This is a genomic window from Moraxella macacae 0408225 (genome assembly GCF_000320365.1).
GTDB lineage: Bacteria > Pseudomonadota > Gammaproteobacteria > Pseudomonadales > Moraxellaceae > Faucicola > Faucicola macacae.
In genome coordinates this window covers 683,419-700,916 of record NZ_ANIN01000002.1, presented here as the reverse complement: position 1 = coordinate 700,916, position 17,498 = coordinate 683,419, and the positions used below count along the sequence as shown (strand labels likewise).

18 protein-coding genes are annotated in these 17,498 nt (G+C 39.1%); 5 read left to right on the top strand and 13 right to left on the bottom strand.

Going from position 1 to position 17,498, the window contains the following annotated elements:
- Positions 1–123: 123 nt before the first annotated feature.
- Together MOMA_RS08690 and MOMA_RS08685 are read left to right on the top strand one after the other, a co-directional pair.
- Positions 124–2,070 (top strand): extracellular solute-binding protein, encoded by a 1,947-nt coding sequence (locus MOMA_RS08690; RefSeq protein ID WP_083874889.1) that lies wholly within the window; start codon positions 124–126, stop codon positions 2,068–2,070.
- A gap of 137 nt (positions 2,071–2,207) precedes the next feature.
- Positions 2,208–3,569: a solute carrier family 23 protein gene (locus MOMA_RS08685; RefSeq protein ID WP_009502160.1), complete on the top strand. Its 1,362-nt coding sequence runs from the start codon at positions 2,208–2,210 to the stop codon at positions 3,567–3,569.
- A gap of 44 nt (positions 3,570–3,613) precedes the next feature.
- Here the strand turns inward: MOMA_RS08685 and MOMA_RS08680 are convergent, their stop codons facing one another.
- The 6 genes from MOMA_RS08680 to MOMA_RS08655 form a co-directional block, all read right to left on the bottom strand.
- On the bottom strand, positions 3,614–4,006 hold the full coding sequence (locus tag MOMA_RS08680) for a DUF423 domain-containing protein (protein WP_009502159.1): 393 nt from the start codon (positions 4,004–4,006) through the stop codon (positions 3,614–3,616).
- Between the two features lie 45 nt (positions 4,007–4,051).
- On the bottom strand, positions 4,052–6,034 hold the full coding sequence (locus MOMA_RS08675; protein ID WP_009502158.1) for a site-specific DNA-methyltransferase: 1,983 nt from the start codon (positions 6,032–6,034) through the stop codon (positions 4,052–4,054).
- A 16-nt stretch (positions 6,035–6,050) separates the two neighbouring features.
- On the bottom strand, positions 6,051–6,905 hold the full coding sequence (gene rpoH, locus MOMA_RS08670; RefSeq protein WP_083874887.1) for an RNA polymerase sigma factor RpoH: 855 nt from the start codon (positions 6,903–6,905) through the stop codon (positions 6,051–6,053).
- Between the two features lie 454 nt (positions 6,906–7,359).
- On the bottom strand, positions 7,360–7,764 hold the full coding sequence (locus tag MOMA_RS08665) for a sulfurtransferase TusA family protein (RefSeq protein ID WP_009502156.1): 405 nt from the start codon (positions 7,762–7,764) through the stop codon (positions 7,360–7,362).
- Between the two features lie 54 nt (positions 7,765–7,818).
- The gene (gene yihA / locus MOMA_RS08660; protein ID WP_009502155.1) at positions 7,819–8,487 is read right to left on the bottom strand and encodes a ribosome biogenesis GTP-binding protein YihA/YsxC; all 669 of its coding nucleotides are present in this window, start codon (positions 8,485–8,487) and stop codon (positions 7,819–7,821) included.
- 150 nt (positions 8,488–8,637) lie between these two features.
- Complete coding sequence (locus MOMA_RS08655) at positions 8,638–9,165, bottom strand: hypothetical protein (RefSeq protein WP_009502154.1); 528 nt, start codon at positions 9,163–9,165, stop codon at positions 8,638–8,640.
- A 343-nt stretch (positions 9,166–9,508) separates the two neighbouring features.
- Here MOMA_RS08655 and modA point away from each other — a divergent pair, with 343 nt between their 5' ends.
- Positions 9,509–10,492 (top strand): molybdate ABC transporter substrate-binding protein, encoded by a 984-nt coding sequence (modA, locus tag MOMA_RS08650; protein ID WP_009502153.1) that lies wholly within the window; start codon positions 9,509–9,511, stop codon positions 10,490–10,492.
- Positions 10,493–10,544: 52 nt separating this feature from the next.
- Here modA and MOMA_RS08645 read toward each other — a convergent pair whose 3' ends face one another.
- On the bottom strand, positions 10,545–10,997 hold the full coding sequence (locus MOMA_RS08645; RefSeq protein ID WP_009502152.1) for an HIT domain-containing protein: 453 nt from the start codon (positions 10,995–10,997) through the stop codon (positions 10,545–10,547).
- Positions 10,998–11,125: 128 nt separating this feature from the next.
- Between MOMA_RS08645 and xthA the strand changes: the two genes are divergently transcribed.
- Positions 11,126–11,938, top strand: coding sequence for an exodeoxyribonuclease III (gene xthA / locus MOMA_RS08640; RefSeq protein ID WP_009502151.1), 813 nt, complete (start codon positions 11,126–11,128; stop codon positions 11,936–11,938).
- Here xthA and MOMA_RS08635 read toward each other — a convergent pair.
- Positions 11,935–12,339 carry a hypothetical protein gene (locus MOMA_RS08635; protein WP_009502150.1) on the bottom strand — a complete coding sequence of 135 codons (405 nt, stop codon included), beginning with the start codon at positions 12,337–12,339 and terminating at the stop codon, positions 11,935–11,937. The genes xthA and MOMA_RS08635 overlap by 4 nt on opposite strands.
- 183 nt (positions 12,340–12,522) lie before the next feature.
- On the opposite strand from MOMA_RS08635, the gene MOMA_RS08630 reads away from it, so the two are divergent.
- Positions 12,523–14,235, top strand: coding sequence for a YhjD/YihY/BrkB family envelope integrity protein (locus MOMA_RS08630; protein WP_040625202.1), 1,713 nt, complete (start codon positions 12,523–12,525; stop codon positions 14,233–14,235).
- A gap of 865 nt (positions 14,236–15,100) precedes the next feature.
- Here the strand turns inward: MOMA_RS08630 and MOMA_RS08620 are convergent.
- The 5 genes from MOMA_RS08620 to MOMA_RS08600 all read right to left on the bottom strand — a co-directional run bounded on the left by MOMA_RS08620 (position 15,101) and on the right by MOMA_RS08600 (position 17,427).
- Entirely contained in the window at positions 15,101–15,343 is a 243-nt protein-coding gene (locus MOMA_RS08620; protein WP_040625200.1) for a hypothetical protein, read from the bottom strand.
- Positions 15,344–15,509: 166 nt separating this feature from the next.
- Complete coding sequence (locus MOMA_RS08615) at positions 15,510–15,779, bottom strand: BRO-N domain-containing protein (RefSeq protein ID WP_009502146.1); 270 nt, start codon at positions 15,777–15,779, stop codon at positions 15,510–15,512.
- 285 nt (positions 15,780–16,064) lie between these two features.
- Positions 16,065–16,343, bottom strand: a complete 279-nt coding sequence (locus MOMA_RS08610) for a hypothetical protein (protein ID WP_009502145.1) — start codon at positions 16,341–16,343, stop codon at positions 16,065–16,067.
- Positions 16,344–16,425: 82 nt separating this feature from the next.
- Positions 16,426–16,710 carry a hypothetical protein gene (locus MOMA_RS08605; RefSeq protein WP_009502144.1) on the bottom strand — a complete coding sequence of 95 codons (285 nt, stop codon included), beginning with the start codon at positions 16,708–16,710 and terminating at the stop codon, positions 16,426–16,428.
- Positions 16,711–16,824: 114 nt separating this feature from the next.
- A complete protein-coding gene (locus MOMA_RS08600; protein ID WP_009502143.1) occupies positions 16,825–17,427 on the bottom strand; it encodes a lambda exonuclease family protein in 603 nt (200 codons plus the stop codon).
- Between the last annotated feature and the right edge of the window lie 71 nt (positions 17,428–17,498).

The following is a 17,498-nucleotide window of genomic DNA, read 5'->3' as shown; positions in this document are numbered from 1 at the left end:
TTATTGGGCTTTTTTATATTTGTGGTGATAATTTTTGTATCAAATTGTGTGGCAATGTGTGTTAAAATGTTGTGTATTTTATGTGCAAAAATTTTTATGTGCAAAAATTGTCAAGGTTTTGTCATGCAACCATCAAAAAAATCACCAAAATTTGCCTTTGTTGTCCTAAGCGTAGGTATACCAAGGTTGGTTATCCTAAGCGTATTGGCGATAACGAGCGTATTAACGGAGGCAGCCAACGCTCCGCCACTTACAAAAACTCCGCTATATGCTAAAAACCAAACAGGCTATAAGACCGTTACCGCTTTGGCTCATAACAGCACGCCGGCTTTTGTTGAGTTAAAGCATTTGCCTTATGCCAATCCAAACGCACCAAAAGGAGGTGTGTTGTCATTGTCCGCTCAAGGCACGTTTAATAGCCTAAATCCGTGGTATGACAACGGCACGCCTGTGGTTGGCACAACATATCTGTATGATACTTTGATGACAGGATCGTTGTCAGAAAGTTTTGTGATGTACCCTCAGCTTGCCCAAAAAGTAACGTTTGATCCAAATGACAAAAGCTGGGTAATTTATCACATCAATCCACATGCCAAATTTTGGGACGGTTCGCCTGTTACCGCCCATGATGTCAAAGCAAGCATTAACGCAATTGTAACCAAAGGCGTGATGAGTATGCGCAGTTATTTGGCAGGCATAAAAGACATTCAAGTGCTTGATAAGCACCGGGTGAAATTTATTTTTGATGGGGCGGATAACGCTGAATTGTTATTAACTGTTGGACAAATGCCTGTTTGGAAAAAACAAAGCATTGATGAAAGTTTTGAAAAAGTGTCTTTAACGCCTTTAATGGGTAGTGGGGCGTATCAAGTTGGACGTGTCGATGCAGGGCGTTCCATCAGTTATGTGCGCGATCCAAATTATTGGGGTGCAAAACCTGAAAGTGGCGTGATGGCAAATGTGGGGCGGTTTAATTTTGATACGATAAAGTTTGTGTATTATCAAAACCCTGAAGTGGCGTTTGAGGGGTTTAAGGCAGGCGAGTATCAGTTTCGCGTTGAAAATAAAGCACGCACTTGGGTAAAGGGCTATCAGTTTTTGGCAGTCAATAACGGCATGATAAAAAAACAAAGTATTGACAATCACAACCCTGTGCCCGCTCAAGTCTTAGTGATGAATAACCGCCTTGCCTTGTTTAATGATATCCGAGTGCGCCAAGCATTGACATTGGCGTATGATTTTGCCTGGTTAAATCGCACGATGTTTTATGGACAATACCGACGTTTGACCAGTTTTTTTTATGGATCGCAATTACAAGCAACAGGTTTGCCAACACCTGATGAAAAGCAAATCTTACAGCCGTTATTGGCAAAACTTGATCCAATTGCCCGTAAATACGTCATGATCGATTGGCAAAGCGAGCAGTCGCCTTTTTATCAGAGCCAAGCGGACGGTTTTAACCGCGATAGGCTGCTACAGGCAAGATCGCTGTTGTTGCAAGCGGGGTTTTTTTACAAAGACGGCAGGCTTTATCAAAAAAATGGCAAATTGGCAAGTTTTCAGATTTTGGTGCATGATGACAACCAAACGCGGATTATTTTGCCTTATGTGCGTAATTTACGGCGTTTGGGGTTTGGCGTAGAAATTCGCAATGCAGATTTGCCACAATATTTACAACGCGTGCGTAAGTTTGATTATGACATGATTGTGGATATTTTTGCTCAAAGCCTATCACCTGGTGCAGAGCAAAGTTATCTATGGGGATCAAAGGCCGCCGATGAACCGGGCAACCAAAATACCGCTGGCATCAAAAACCCAGCAATTGACAGTGTGATCGACAAACTTATCAAATCACACAATCGTGATGAAATTGTGCTGTATACCAAGGTGCTTGATCGTTTGTTGCTGGCAAATTTTTATGTGATACCAACTTATGGCAAAGCAACAGACACCGTGGCGTATTGGCAACAATTTGAACATGCCAAATTGCCAACAAATGCACTAGGCATTGATTATTGGTGGGTGAATGCTGAAAAAGAAAAGGCGGTAAAGGCATATTTGGGTAAATGATGCAACAAATAACAGATTACAAAAATTAACAATTAAGGTATAATGTTTTAACAACAACATTTTAGCCACAAAACCAAAACCATAAAAATACAAAACCACAAAACAAAGCCACAAAACAAAAATCACAAGAGGAAAACATGCCTAATCAGCACTCAAAGCAAGCACTCAACAACATAAATACCAACAACATAAATACCAACGACACAAATAACGACACCAGTTGGTTTCCAAAGTGGCAACCATATAGCGGTAATTTAGATCAGCACCCTGTTGGCATTCATGAATATTTGCCTGTGGATAAAAGCATTTTGCTTGGGTTGCAGCACGCTTTTGCGATGTTTGGGGCAACGGTATTGGCACCTCTGTTAATGGGTTTTGATGCCAATTTGGCAATTTTGATGGCAGGGCTTAGCACCATTGGTTTTTTCTTTTTGACGGGCGGGCGTGTGCCAAGTTATTTAGGTTCAAGTTTTGCGTTTATTGCCCCTGTGATTGCTGCAACGGCGTATGCAGGTTCAGGGTTTAACGCAAATTTATCCGTGGCATTGGGTGGCATCGTGGCATGTGGGGCAATTTATGCAATGATAGGCTTGCTTGTCATGAAAACTGGGGTTGCGTGGATTGAAAGGCTCATGCCTCCGATTGTTACAGGGGCTATCGTGATGATTATTGGTTTAAACCTTGCTCCTGTTACGATTAAAAGCGTATCGGATAGTCAATTTGACAGTTGGATAGCTTTGTTAACCGTGCTGTGTATCAGTGGCGTGGCGGTGTTTGCTCGTGGTATGCTTCGCCGTTTGTTGTTGCTTGTTGGGTTGATATTGGCGTATTTGGCGTATTTTGTGTTAACCAATGTGATGGGATTTGGCATGCCAATTGATTTTGCCCCTGTTGCCAATGCACCGTTGTTTGGTTTGCCAAAATTTTATGCTCCAAGTTTTGATATCAATGCCATAATTTTGATCGCCCCTGTGGCGTTTATTTTGGTGGCTGAAAATTTAGGGCATATCAAAGCAGTGGAGGCTATGACAGGACAAAAAGTATCACCTTATATGGGGCGGGCTTTTTTTGCAGATGGTGCGTGTACCATGATGTCAGCGGGCGTTGGAGGTACAGGGGTTACAACTTATGCGGAAAATATTGGCGTTATGGCGGTAACAAAAGTGTATTCTACCACGATTTTTGTGGTTGCAGGCTTGGTGGCGGTGCTGCTTGGTTTATCACCAAAATTTGGAGCAATTATTCACAGCATTCCGCCTGCTTTGCTAGGGGGTGCGTCGATCGTTGTGTTTGGCTTAATTACAATTGCAGGGGCAAAAATTTGGATTGACAATAAAATTGATTTTAGCCAAAATGCCAATCTGATTATCGGTGCGGTAACCTTGATTATGGGAGCGGGGGATTTTAGCTTACATATTGGCCAATTTAACCTGGGCGGTATCGGCACGGCAACCTTGACTGCAATTGTATTAAATTTGGTATTAAACCGCCAGTCATAACCATTTTTGCCAAATTTGGTTGTTTTGTTAAACCACCAAATAAGCTATAAGGCTTTAAGTTTATGCGTGCTGCTTTTTTTGTGCAAAACCACCGCAAGCCACACCCACGCCAATAACATCAATGAACCGCCAAGCGGCGTAATTGCTCCAAGCCAACGCGGTAAGCCCAATGCCATAAGATACAGCGAGCCGCTAAAAACAACACTACCGATTTGCATGACAAGGGCAATTTTTTGCATGGTGAGGTTTTGTCGAATTAAGGTCGACACAATTAGCAATCCCAATGCCTGATAAAACAAATAATCCGTGCCCGTATGCCACCACGCCAGTTGTTCGGTGCTAAGTGTGGTTTTTAAATAATGTGCCCCAAACGCCCCACAACCAATTGCCACCGCCATATTGATACAGGCAATGCTTGTCCAATTAATTTTATTCATTATTTATTTTTTACCATTGCTAAATTAAATGTTAAATAAAATTGGTTAAATAAACCAAACTTCTGTCTGACTGCTTAACTGCTTAAAACGCTCTTTAATGTTGGTTTTATCACTGTCATTGACAATGGCTCGTTCACTGGTAACAAATTTGTGTGGTTTGAGTTTGACAATTTCATTCACCATAGCCGTGTCAATATAATCCATACTGGCAACGATCAGATTTTCGTCATTGCCAACTTGATAAACTGGGTGGTTGTTTATTTCAATGCTGACAATTGGCAAGGATAACGAAACACCAATGTCCAATAAAAACTGAAACAACAAATCCTCTGCTGTGCGATCCGGTTTAATATTGTCAATCAGATCAACCAACATTTCTTGCGTGTATTCATGCGGATAATAATACACATCACGCATGTTGGTGGTGTCAATTTTTAATACGCGAAAACCTGTATCTAGGTGGCTTAAATCTTTATCCTGATTATCGGCTTTGATTTTTGCTCTGGCTCTACGGATACGCTCTTTTGAAATATCGGCGATATTGGCAAAACCTGCTTTATAGGCTTCGGATTTTTCATCGGTGGCCTCTGGTATCTGCACCATGATAAATTTACGCTTACCGCCGTCTTCTGCGTTAAGCTGCATAACCGCGTGGGCGGTGGTGGAGGAGCCTGCGAAAAAGTCTAGGATAATACTATCCTTACTCTTATCCATTTGAATAAAATGCTTGATAAAAGTTGATGATTTCGGATAATCAAAATACTTTCCACCATTAAAAACTTCTTTTAATTCTAGCGAGCCTAATTCTGTTCTGCCAATTTTTGAATCAATAATAGAAACTGGCCTCCTGCCCTCGTCATCATCGAGATAAACTTTTTTATGTAGCTTATATTCATTTGCAACAATCACTACTTTTAGTTTGAAGCGTTCATTTATCATTTTTGCTTTTGACCATGTCCAACGCCCCAAAACACCTTGTGTTTGATATGGAATAATTTTAATGACATTCTCTTTATTTAAAACCTGATCGATCTCTTCATCTATAAAAATTTTTTCTGTTTTGGTGTCAAAATAAACAGGAAAATGCAACGTCGGCACGTCTTCCATTCTTCCGCCAATTCCGCGCTTCCATAATCGTTCAACATAAAATTGCCCCAATTCATCAATTTCGGTGTATTTTTTATTCAGTTCATTTTCTGATAGAGAAAATCTTGCAATACTGGCTTTGTCAGTTTTTCTATAAACAAGGCAATATTGGTGCTGTTGTGCAAAATCATTTGAGCTTTGTGAACCTGCTGGTGCGGCATTTACAATCAAATTTGCAACAAAATTACTTTCACCGAATATTTCATTGCACATTTTTTTGACATTATCTTGCTCATTATCATCGATTGAAATAAAAATCACCCCATCATCTGCCAGTAAATTCCTAGCCAGTTTCAGTCTGCTATACATCATTGACAACCAATCAGAATGAAACCGCCCGTTGCTCTCTGTGTTAGCAATCAGTCTGTTACCCTCTTCATCTACTTGCCCTGATCGTTCAAAAAACTCTTGCGTGTCTTCAGCAAAATCATCGTTATAAATAAAATCATTGCCTGTGTTATACGGCGGATCTATGTAGATCATTTTGATTTTGCCAAGGTAGCTTTCTTGTAAAATCTTGAGTGCTTCTAGATTATCCCCTTCGATAAACAGATTTTGTGTGGTGTCAAAATCCACACTTTCAGAGCGACAAGGGCGTAAAGTTTTGGCAATGGGGCTGTTGGCAGTTACGATGGCTTCGCGTTTTCCCACCCAGTCAAGGCGGTAGCGTTCTTTGGAACCGTCAATTACTGTGTGGCTAAGTTCTTGCTTTAAAATCTCAAAATCCACGCCCAGTTCATATAAGATTTTACCGTTTTTGTCTGTCATCACATTGCCACTGTCATCGGTTTTGGCGGTTTCGGTGATGCAGTTTGGGAAGAGTTTGGCAAGTTTGGTGATGTTGTTGTCAACCAGGTTTGGGGTGTGCATTTTTAGGGTCATAGGGTTTCCAAAGAAATCAGTCTAATTGTAAATGGGTATTTGCCAACATGGCCTCTTTGATTTTATCCATGGCGTTTTTTTCAATTTGGCGCACGCGTTCAGCAGAAATGTTGTATTCTGCGGCCAGTTCGTGCAGTGTGGCTTTTTGTTCATTTAGCCAACGCTGTTGTACGATATCACGCGAGCGGTCATCTAACGCTTCCATAGCTTCGGCCAGTGCAGTGTTGTTGTTTTCTTCCCAATCGGCATCTTCTACCACATCGGCAGGATTGACACCGTCATCTAAAAAATATTGTGGTGCGTAACGTCCTTCTTCGTCATCATCATTTTGAGCTTCAAATGAGGCATCATATGATGTCAAGCGGCTTTCCATTTCCAAAACCTGTTTAACTGTAACGTTTAAATCATGAGCAATTGCTTCGGCTTCTTCTAAGGTGAGTTGGTTGTTGGTTTTTTTTAGCGAACGCAGATTAAAAAACAATTTGCGATGGGCTTTGGTGGTTGCAACTTTGACAATCCGCCAATTGCGAATGACAAACTCATGAATTTCAGCCTTAATCCAATGCACTGCAAACGACACCAAACGCACGCCTTTATTAGGATCAAAACGCTTGACTGCTTTCATAAGGCCAACATTGCCCTCTTGGATCAGATCGCCTTGTGGCAACCCATAACCTGAATAACTGCGCGCAATATGAATGACAAAACGCAAATGCGACATAACCAGTAGGCGAGCGGCCTCCACATCACCTGTGTCATAATAACGGTGAGCCAGATCTTGTTCTTGTTCTGGGGTTAAAATCGGAATTTGATGCACCGCATTGATATACGCACCAAGATTCACGCCGGGGGCACTAAGTGCTGTTGGCATTGTAACCAAAGAGCTGGGTTTATTTTTTTTTGGCTTATGAATGGGATATTTGTCAATATCAGCGACCGATTCATCAGATTCATCAAAGACATCGTTTTGGTTAAAATCATCTAATTCTGATTTTTTAAAATCAAAGTCATCAAACGCAAAATCAGAATCATATGCGAAGCTACCATCATCTTCATGCTCAAATTCGTCATCGTTAAATTCATCGGCCAGATGTTCTTCGGTGTCAATATTATTAAAATGGGCTGTTTTTTTGATCATAAAAAACCTACAACGATAAAGCGAAAAAGAATTCATTATCAACAAGTTATTGATAATCAATAAGTTATTGATAAAAATCATATAAATACAACTATTATAAACCGAACCTTGATAAAAACCACAACAATTATACTGTAAATTTGTAAAACTATTAATGATTTTTATTTAATACACTATTTAGTTATTTTTAGCTATTTTTGACAATTAAAAAATTAAAAATTTCGCACTTGTCATTGCCAACTTTGCCATCAATGACACAGGTCTTGCCATCAATGACACTGGTAGAATAACACATATGCCCTGCGTGGCGACAAAAGGCCAAAATGTCATGGGTGCTGTTGGGATCGGTGGCGGTAAGATATACCGCATTGCCAATTGTGCTAATTTTTAATGCCATTTTTAATTTTAATAAAGGCATGGGACAGGTTAGGTTTTTGCCATTGACGTATTGTTCAATGTGCAAAGGGTTTGTGGGTAACAGGTTTGTGGGTAGGTGATCCATACCAAGATTTGGCAAATTGATAGCAAACATTTGCCAATCATGCTGAAAATCGGCTAGGTTTTGTAGGTGCTGGGAGATGGATAAGTTCATATTTTAATTTGGCAGTTTGTGGGTGTTTATTAAGGTTTGTGGGTGTTTATTAAGTTATGGGGTTGGATTAAATTGTAACCAAGTGGCTAATTTTAGGCACAATTCATTGATGCCTTGTTTGTTTTGGGCGGAAAATAATTGTACGCTAACAGGTAAATTTAGTTTTGCTAAATGATTGTGCACTTGTTGCAAGGTGTTTTTTGCAGCGCCGTATTTGAGTTTATCTGATTTTGTCAGTAAAAGATGCACAGGCAGGTTGCCGTCATTTGCCCAATGGAGCATTTGTTCATCAAAGAATTTTAGCGGATGGCGGATATCACTTAACAACACAAGCCCGGTTAAACTTTTGCGCGAAATTAGATATTTTTCCAGTTCTGTTTGCCATTCTTGTTTCATGCTTTCAGGCACGGCCGCATAGCCGTAACCCGGTAAATCTACCAACCGTTGTTTGGTATCTCCCATGTGAAAAAAGTTAATCATTTGGGTGCGTCCTGGGGTTTTTGAGGAGCGAGCGAGCTGGCGTTGATTGGTAATTGCATTAATGCACGATGATTTGCCTGCGTTGGAACGCCCAGCAAACGCCACTTCAAGCCCAGTATCATCAGGACACAGTTTAAATGTTGGAGCGGACAGCAAAAATTCTGTTTGTTGTAACCAACGTTGACAGTCGTTTATAGTTATAGAAGAGGTTGTGGTTTGTTCGACAAAAGTTGGCTTGTTCATGATTTGGTACATTTTAAAAAAGTTAACGAAAAATTAACCAAGCATTGTAACAGAAAAGCATTGCCAGAAAAAAGCAAATTGCTTGACGTTTTTGTTAACTTTTGTTTTGACAATTTATGATTTTTGACAAATTTATGATTTTTGGTAGGTTTATGGTTTTTGACAAGTTTGTAGTGCTGTGTTAATCATTGCAAAACCTGTGGTAGTTTCAGGGTAATTGAGCCAGTTTTCGTAGGAAATGGTGGTATCAAGGCGTGTTTCTGCTTGTTCTTCAAAATGATCAAGCAAGCAAATACAAGCAGAAACCACCAATTGATCGCTGTGCGTGTCTTTTTGTGCATGTTCATTTAGTTCAAACCAATAAGGCAAAAGCTCCAAAATAAGCAGCAGATCCTCGCCGGTTGTGTGTGGGTAATTTACGCCCATTGTCAACATGATGTTGTCAAGCTCTATGACCGAATTTTTAAGGCTATCTGCTTGCCAATGGTTGCTTGTAATTTGGTTAAAGATTGTTTGGTAGTGTGGTTTTTCACTGTCAAGTTCGTTATCTAGCCAATTTTCTGTTAAAGTTTTGCTAAATTGATAAATAAGATTTTTAACAAAATTGGTTTGTTGGCTTAAACTGAATTTGGTGAGGTGATCATGGATAAAATCGGTGATTGCGTTATAACTTTGCATGGTTTTTTACCTGTTTACCTGTTTTGATTTGGTTGGTTTATGGGTGGTTTTGTGGTATTTTGTTAATAAAAACATAACCAATTCATTACACTTTAGCTACAAACTTTTTTTGGTGTTCATATTATCATAAATAGTTGTTATTATGAATAATTGTTATCATAAATAATTGACTAAAGTAGTTAGCAATTGTAGTTAACAATTCACTATGTTTTTTAGCTAACAGCAATGTTTTTAGCTAACAATGTTTTTAAGATTTTGTTTTTAAGATTTATAGATTTTTTATAGATAAATTTTGACAAATTTGCTTGGATTTGTATGCTTGGGTTTATGTAATTGGTTTTTTATGTGTCGTTTTTCTTTACAGTTTTGTTGTGCTTTATTTGGCGGAGCGTTAATTGGCGGAGCATGGTTGACAGCTTGCCAACCAAATCCTATCGCACCTGAAAAACACAAACCCAGTCCAAAACCTAAAACTTTAGAGTCAACACCGCCAAAACCATCTCATCATCTTCACCTTGCAGTTACGCCAAATTTAAAACTAGCCTTGCCTGTGATTGTCAATGAATTTCAAAAAACCAACCCTGATGTAAATATTACTTACAAATTTGATAACACGGTGAGTATTTTTAGCGAAATTCAGCAAAATACAGATCGATATGATATTTTTTTGGCAGGCAATCAAAAATACCCATATGAATTGTCCGTTATGGGCGATGCTACTGAAATCAATACTACTGAAACTGATGTTGTTGAGACTGATGTTGCTAAAAATGAAAAACCGTTAAAAAAATACGGAGAACCGTTTACTTATACGCGCGGTCGTTTGGTGGTGTATAGCAAAAAATTTGATATGAACAACAGTCCAACCATGATTTTTGATGATTTGGTGCTAAAAAATCAGCCGTTTGGTATTGCTGTAGGCAATATGGAAAATTTGGCATACGGTATGGCAACCAAAGAATGGCTTATTAATCAAAATCTATACCAAAGCGTTGAACCGCATTTAATAGAAGTGGATAATTTTGAAGAAACGCTGCACATGGTGGATAAAGGCAATGCAGATTTTGGCATTGCCAGTTTAGGGCAAGTGCTAGATGGCAGCCACGCACTTAGCCTAAAAAATGTACAACAACAACACAGTTATGCGATTTTACCTGAATACAGCTATCCTGCAATTTACCAAGACGGTATCGTCTTACGCCTTTCTGAACCAAGCCTACGTTTTGTTGATTATTTACAATCAGCAAAAGCCCAAGACATCTTAAGCGATGCAGGGTTTTTGCCAATTTGCCAAACCAGTAATTTATTACCAGCTTGTAAGTATTAATTTCACAATAAGTATTAATTTAACAAAACCAACAGATTTGTTTATTAACGGTTTAATTGTCAATGTGTTTGGCAATTTGATGGGCTAATTGTGCCAGTTTTTCGTGATCGGTTGTGCCTGCTTCGTGGTTGCTAAGGGTGTGGCCTAGGTTTTTGATGTGGGTTGGAATAAGGTGTACATGATAATGAAACACCGATTGCCCTGCATCGGCGTGATTGAGTTGCATTTGTACGATACCTTGTACGTTTAGGGCAGTGCGCAGGGCATTTGTTACTTTTTTGGCAGTAGCAAATACCGCGGTTAAATACTCATTTGGCATGGTGCTAAGCTCGACCGCTTCACATTTTGGAATGACGAGTACATGTCCGGTTGCCATGGGCATAATGTCCATAAATGCTAAAGTTTTGTCATCTTCGTAGACTTTATGACAAGGAATTTCACCTTGGATAATTTTGGCAAAAATATTTTGATTGTCATAGTGGTTTGTGGTTTTTTCTTGGTTCATTGTGCTCTCCGTTTGCTTTTTTGTGGGTTTTATTTTACTATATTTTTGTGCTTGTTTGGGTTTTATTTGGTATTTTGGCAAAAAAATGCTATTATTTTGCCAAATTTTTGATTGTAAAAGAGTGAATTATGCCACGTTTTGTTAGTTTTAATATCAATGGTATTCGCGCCAGACAGCACCAATTAGAAACTTTGACCGATCTGATTGCCCCTGATGTGATCGGACTGCAAGAAACCAAAGTGCACGATGAGGCATTTCCGCTAAACGATGTGAAAAAATTGGGCTATCATGTGGAATTTTTTGGACAAAAAGCACACTATGGCGTGGCGTTGTTGTCAAAAGTTGCACCGATTTTTGTGCAAAAGGGTTTTATTGGTGCAAATGATGACGAGCAAAAACGCTTAATTCACGCTCGTTATGACTTTAAGGGTGTGCAAATTGACGTGTTAAACGGCTATTTTCCTCAAGGTGAAAACCGCTCTCACCCTACCAAATTTCCGATGAAACAAGATTTTTACCAGCGTTTAACGGATTATATTTTGGCATTAAAAAATGAAAATCGTAAACTTATCGTTATGGGTGATATGAACATTGCACCACAAGACAGTGATATCGGCATCGGCGAAAAAAATGCCAAACGTTGGTTGTCTCAAGGCATTTGTGCATTTTTGCCTGAAGAACGCAAGTGGTATCAAACGCTACTTGATACCGATTTGCACGATACTTATCGGCATTTGCATGCTATGGGCGATGCGTTGAGTTGGTTTGATTATCGCTCCAAGGGTTTTGACGATACGCCAAAACGTGGCCTACGCATTGACCATATTTTATGTTCAGCAAATTTATTGTCAAGCCTACAACAATCAGGGATTAGTTATGAATTGCGTGGTATGCAAAAACCCTCTGATCATGCCCCCGTGTGGGCGGATTTTGTGATTTAACGGTTCATTTTTGGCAAGCGTTTTAACAAAATAAACAAACAAATGTTTGCCAACATAACCAAACAAAAATCAATAAACCAAGCTATCATTCCCCACCAAAACTGTGCAAAACCGTGTAAAAACACCATAAATCCGCTTGCTCCGGCATAAATTAACAGTAAGATACTAACAAATAGCAAGGCGTATGTGCTTTTGCCTTTACGGATAAAGGGCGTGCAACACAAAGCAGGTATCAGCCAAATTGTTTGCCAAAACATAATAGCAATCAAGGAGGGTTTTTCTGTTAGACTGGCATATAAGATAAGGGCAATGCCAAAAATGCGAAAAATTAACCAGGTAACATAACTGATTGTCAGGGTTCGATGGATTAAATGGGTTGGTTTTGTGGTAGATTGTTGCATAATTGTTGCAGTGTTTTAAAAATTAAGTGATTTATGATAGCATATATTGTGCTAAGTTGTGGTATTTTTGCCATAAAATCTTTGCTGTAAAATCAATGTTGCCATAAAGCCAATGTTGTTTTAAACGCCGTTTTAACCAATTCTACTGTTTTAACCAATTCTAAAATAAATTGACAAATTTTTATGAACGAACTATTAATTAAAATTAAAAAATTGCCAATCATGCAACACACTTGGGTGCAGTTTTTGATTTATTTGGTCAAAAACTTTTTGGCGGACAATTGCACGCAAAAATCGGCATCGCTTACCTACACAACCTTGTTGTCTATCGTACCTGTGTTAACCTTGGTGCTTGTGGTGCTGTCATCTGTGCCACAATTGGCAGGGGCAAGAGAGAGCATTCAGGCGATGATTTATGACAATCTGTTGCCCTCGTCAAGTTTTCAAGTTAGCCAATATTTCAATGACTTTGCTGATAAATCATCAAATTTAACCGTTGTCGGTTTGGGTGCGTTGTTTGTTACCACGATTATGACCTTGATTACCATTGAAACGGCGTTTAATGAAATTTGGAAGGTTGAGAAAAAAGAAACCACGGTTGTAAGTTTGCTTCGTTATTGGGCAATTATTACCTTAGCGCCTTTGGTATTGGGTACGGCGTTTATTGTGTCAAGTACGGTACAAAGTTTGAGTTTTTTAAACCAAAAAATTGGCGGTTATGGTATTGATTGGGCGGTTTGGATTCAGATTGTGTCAGTTGGTGTGATGACAATCGGTTTTGTGCTGATGTATTGGTTTATTCCGCGTTGTCAAGTGCGTTTTAAATTTGCACTGATTGCAGGCGTGATTATCGGGGTGATTTTTGAGCTGTTAAAACAAACGTTTGGTTTTGTGGTTGAAAATTTTACAAGCTATGAAAAGGTTTACGGTGCGTTTGCGGTGTTGCCTGTGTTTTTGCTTTGGGTTTATTTGTCATGGAATGTTGTTTTGCTTGGCGTGCAGATTAGCTATTGTTTGACGATTTTTAGCACCAAAGAAGTCAGTCCGCGCCATGCGTTGTTTAGCATTATGGACATATTAAATGTGCTGTATCGTGAACATAAACTTGGCAATGCGGTGAATGAAGCCGGTTTGCGAGATGTGCTTGGTCGGCAGGAAATGCCTCATTGGTATCGTTATATCAGTTTTTTGGAGGATAACAATCTTATCACCACATCAGAAAATGATGAGTATATTTTAAAACGTTCGCTAAATGACTATACTTTTTGGGATTTTTATAAAAACTTGCCTTATCCGTTGCCACACTCGCAAGATTTGGCAAAATTAAAAATCCACGCACCGTGGGCAAGTGAGTGGATTGATACGCTTGGAGCAAGTGAGGCTGTGCTAAAACAGCAGTTTTCCATACCCATGTCATCAATTTTTGACAATATGCCTCCGCGCAAAATGCCTGATTTAAACGATGTCAAACACGCCGATAATGCAGGCGAAATTCAAAATGAATACATGATAAACCGCGAAAAAACAGGACTTTCAGGCGGTCAGATTAGCGATGTAAATAATGATGATAAACGCATTAAGCAAACCGATAAAGAACGGTTGTTAAATGATGATATGCCAAATCAAACCGAGCAAACACATCATAAAGATAATTTGGTGATGGAAAACGATCCATTAAAAGACACCACAGGCATTACGGGTAAATTTCATCGCATGCAACAACAGTTGCAAAAAGACATTTTGACCGATGTGTTGCCTGATAATTTGACAACATCATCGTGGTTAAATACGGTGAGTAAATTGCCATTTATTGGCAAATTTGCTAAAAATTACCAACAGCAAAAACCGTCTAAGGACATGACGATTATTACCGATGCGGACAAACCTGATGTATAATGAAAAAACGGTTGGCATTCATTAATGAATGTTATCATTACAAATTTTATCATTACATTATATTTTGAATATTTTTAGGTTTTTTGCAATTATCTGTTGTATTGTTTGGTTTGTAATAATATTAGCTCCTAATGAAAGCCCTTGTTTGTTGCTTAATGCGTTTATTGTTTAAAGGCGTTTATTGTTTAAAGCAACTGCAAGGGTTTTTTATTGGTGTAAACTTATTGATGTAAGCTTAAAAAGTTGACAACCCATGACAGTTTTAACCACTAAAAACCCCTTATAAACACTGTGTTTACAAGGGGTTTGGGTAGGTTGGGTTAGGTGGTGATACTTTGTGATGGTTGATAGATGGTGGAGATGGCGGATAAATAATTGATACTATAAGTTATTGATAAATATACAAAAAATTATATATTATTTATATTGTGTGTTGATTGTGTGTTGATGATAAGTTCGCCACTTTGCACCTGCTTTATGGTTTTTTCAACGGTGTCAGATGTCCAGTACATTCGATTGCCCGTTTTGCGTTGTGGCGGAATTGCATTTAAATAATATTTTTTAAATGTATTGCGGCTTATGCCAAGAGCGTTTGCAAACTCAATTATGTTTAGCCATTTTATCATTTTAAGCCTCTTGTTGGTTAATTTATTGGGGTTAAATTTGCATAATACTTCCGATTTAACCTAAATTAGGCGTATTATGCAAAAAATCAATGTCAAAGATACGGTTTTTGTTAACCCTCGATCAGTCTTTGGCAATTTTAAGCATTGTTTGGTGCTTGATAAACTCAAGGGCTTGGATTTGGGTTTGTTTATAATTTTGGTCTTTAACTTTTTGGTTGTCAAGACTGTCAAAAAGCAAACTACGGGTTTTGTTGAGTGCGTGCAAGTGATTTGCCAAACTGGATAACGCAATTTTTAACGCTTGAAATTCGGTTATACTCAAGCATTCCAACTTTTCGCCAAAACGCGTTATGTTCGTCGTGGTTGTCTTTTTGAGGCTGTAAATCCTGCAAGGCTAAATGATGTACATACGCAAGGGCTTTTGGTAAATCGTGCCTGCCAATTTCATCAATGTGGCTAACGCCCATATACTGATGCATCATGTTATAGGCATCGCTATAAGCAACAATGAAACCGCCTGACGGAGTGGCGTGCGGTCTAGTGGGGTGGTGGTCTTATCAGAATAGGTGCCTGTTTTGCGGATGGTGGGGGAACTTCGGAGATTGCCAATTTTCTAATTTGTGTTGAACCGTGCCTTGTTGCATAGCTTTACGGCTTCGCAAAATTAGTGTATACAGCACTTTCGTTGATGATGTTGATTTCTTTAACACGATTATCAAGGTCTATGTTTAACATAGGGCTAGATATTGTGTTTAATTTGTCTTTTTCGTCATCATCTAGTGATTGCAATGCTTGAGTGGTATTTTGGATTTCCAAAATATCGTAAACATCGTTGGCAAAAAACCAAAAATCACCGTTTTGATTGATAACGCGGATTTGTGAGTTTTCAAAATTGAATTTGATTGGTTGGTTAGGCATATCTAAATATCTATTTGAGTTGGATTTTCCCATTTACGAAATGGGGTGGGTAAGATGTGCGTAACACGCTCAAATTCGTGTGTGCATTCTCACGATATGCACCATCTTACCCATAACTTCAAAAGATATAGATATAAAAATGCCACAATAACGTTTGTGGATAACGATTTGAGAACAGGCTACGACACCTTAACTAAATCATACCCATCTTTTCCCATTTGTCAATAAAAAGCCAGTAAAAAACCACATTTTATCCAATGTAGGTTTTTAAGTCCAAACAATTTGTTAAAACAACTTGGTAATCACCGCCACAACAAGTCCGCCGATCATTGCACTGATTAGCGTGATATAGGGGTAAAACCGCGCTTCTTTTTCTATCTTTTGTTGCTCGGCTCGGAATTTGTCGTTTGCAATGCTCATTTGCTCAACCGTGGCACGGCTTTCTGCAACATCTTGGCGGATTCGTTCTAAATCTGCATCAAAATTACGCGATCGTTTTTGGCTTTCATTCACGCTTTGCCGCGTAAGTTCAATATCCGCTTGGATTTTGGCAATGTCTAACATTTTTTGTAACCTTTGTAGTTCGTGATCGGTTAAATCTTCTAGGTTGTTAGGGAGTATTTTGACCTACTTTATAGCACTTTATTTAAAGCAACTTGGTAATTAACGCCCCCATAAGACCCGCTATAAGCGCAGTTGTTATGGTGATATAGGGGTAAAACCGCGCTTCTTTGGCAATTTTTTCGGTATTGGCTTTCATTTGCTCAATTGTGGCACGGCTTTCTTCCATATCTTTATCGAAGCGTTTGCGACTCTCCTCCATTCTTTGCCGGCTTTCTTCTATATCAAGGTTTAATTTGGCAATGTCTAACATTTTCTCTAGCCTTTGTAGTTCGTGATCGGACAGTTCTTCTAGGTTGTTAGGGAGCATTTTGGTCTACTTTATTGGTTTTTGGCAATCTTATTTTACTAAAAACGCATTTTACTAAAAACAGCTAGGCATAATCATCATAGCTTATCTTTTTCATTTGTCAAGCAAAACTTATCAGCCTGTCAACAGATTGCCAATCAGATTATCAAGCCTGTCGTTGCAAGCAATAACATCTTGCTCCATGTTGGCAATTGGCAAGTCTTTGGCAAAAACGCGTTTGACAAAAATCTGTAGCGGGGCAATTTGACGCGGATCGTAACTGATAAAATCGCACCACTTACGGCGTGTTACCGCCAGTTGCCATGTGATTTGGGGTAGGTGATCGCTTGGAATTTCACCCAGTAGCAGCGTGTTTAAATGCGTTGGCATGCTCGGGCATTTGATCTCGATTTGGCCGTCATCACCGACTAAACCGTCAGGGCTTGCACCGCTGTTTTTTATGGTTGGGTGATTGATAAAACCGCTTGGAATGACTGTACAAAAGTGGCGGTTTTCGTAGGCGGTTATGGCGTTTTTTTCGTGGTCTATGCCCCATTGCATGTCTTGGGTAATGAGAGTTTGAGTTTTTAGCCCTGTTAAACGCTCGTTTAATAGTTCTAATAAATAACGGTTTAACACTTTGCCTTTGACAGGCTTTGCGTTAAGGTCTTTGATACGGCTTGCGGTGATTTTACCAAGGCGATCGATATGCCACTGTTCTGTGTGTTGCATTTGCATTGTTAAATTCCTTGTGCAATTTGGCGTTGCTGTTCGGTTAGGTTAAATTGGGTTAACAATCTAATCTTGTC

Bases quoted from the DNA above. Each gene is read 5' to 3' on its own strand.
- MOMA_RS08690 (WP_083874889.1), top strand. From the start codon at position 124: ATGCAACCATCAAAAAAATCACCAAAATTTGCCTTTGTTGTCCTAAGC.
- MOMA_RS08685 (WP_009502160.1), top strand. From the start codon at position 2,208: ATGCCTAATCAGCACTCAAAGCAAGCACTCAACAACATAAATACCAAC.
- MOMA_RS08680 (WP_009502159.1), bottom strand. From the start codon at position 4,006: ATGAATAAAATTAATTGGACAAGCATTGCCTGTATCAATATGGCGGTG.
- MOMA_RS08675 (WP_009502158.1), bottom strand. From the start codon at position 6,034: ATGACCCTAAAAATGCACACCCCAAACCTGGTTGACAACAACATCACC.
- rpoH (WP_083874887.1), bottom strand. From the start codon at position 6,905: ATGCCAACAGCACTTAGTGCCCCCGGCGTGAATCTTGGTGCGTATATC.
- MOMA_RS08665 (WP_009502156.1), bottom strand. From the start codon at position 7,764: ATGAACTTATCCATCTCCCAGCACCTACAAAACCTAGCCGATTTTCAG.
- yihA (WP_009502155.1), bottom strand. From the start codon at position 8,487: ATGAACAAGCCAACTTTTGTCGAACAAACCACAACCTCTTCTATAACT.
- MOMA_RS08655 (WP_009502154.1), bottom strand. From the start codon at position 9,165: ATGCAAAGTTATAACGCAATCACCGATTTTATCCATGATCACCTCACC.
- modA (WP_009502153.1), top strand. From the start codon at position 9,509: ATGTGTCGTTTTTCTTTACAGTTTTGTTGTGCTTTATTTGGCGGAGCG.
- MOMA_RS08645 (WP_009502152.1), bottom strand. From the start codon at position 10,997: ATGAACCAAGAAAAAACCACAAACCACTATGACAATCAAAATATTTTT.
- xthA (WP_009502151.1), top strand. From the start codon at position 11,126: ATGCCACGTTTTGTTAGTTTTAATATCAATGGTATTCGCGCCAGACAG.
- MOMA_RS08635 (WP_009502150.1), bottom strand. From the start codon at position 12,339: ATGCAACAATCTACCACAAAACCAACCCATTTAATCCATCGAACCCTG.
- MOMA_RS08630 (WP_040625202.1), top strand. From the start codon at position 12,523: ATGAACGAACTATTAATTAAAATTAAAAAATTGCCAATCATGCAACAC.
- MOMA_RS08620 (WP_040625200.1), bottom strand. From the start codon at position 15,343: ATGATGCATCAGTATATGGGCGTTAGCCACATTGATGAAATTGGCAGG.
- MOMA_RS08615 (WP_009502146.1), bottom strand. From the start codon at position 15,779: ATGCCTAACCAACCAATCAAATTCAATTTTGAAAACTCACAAATCCGC.
- MOMA_RS08610 (WP_009502145.1), bottom strand. From the start codon at position 16,343: ATGTTAGACATTGCCAAAATCCAAGCGGATATTGAACTTACGCGGCAA.
- MOMA_RS08605 (WP_009502144.1), bottom strand. From the start codon at position 16,710: ATGCTCCCTAACAACCTAGAAGAACTGTCCGATCACGAACTACAAAGG.
- MOMA_RS08600 (WP_009502143.1), bottom strand. From the start codon at position 17,427: ATGCAAATGCAACACACAGAACAGTGGCATATCGATCGCCTTGGTAAA.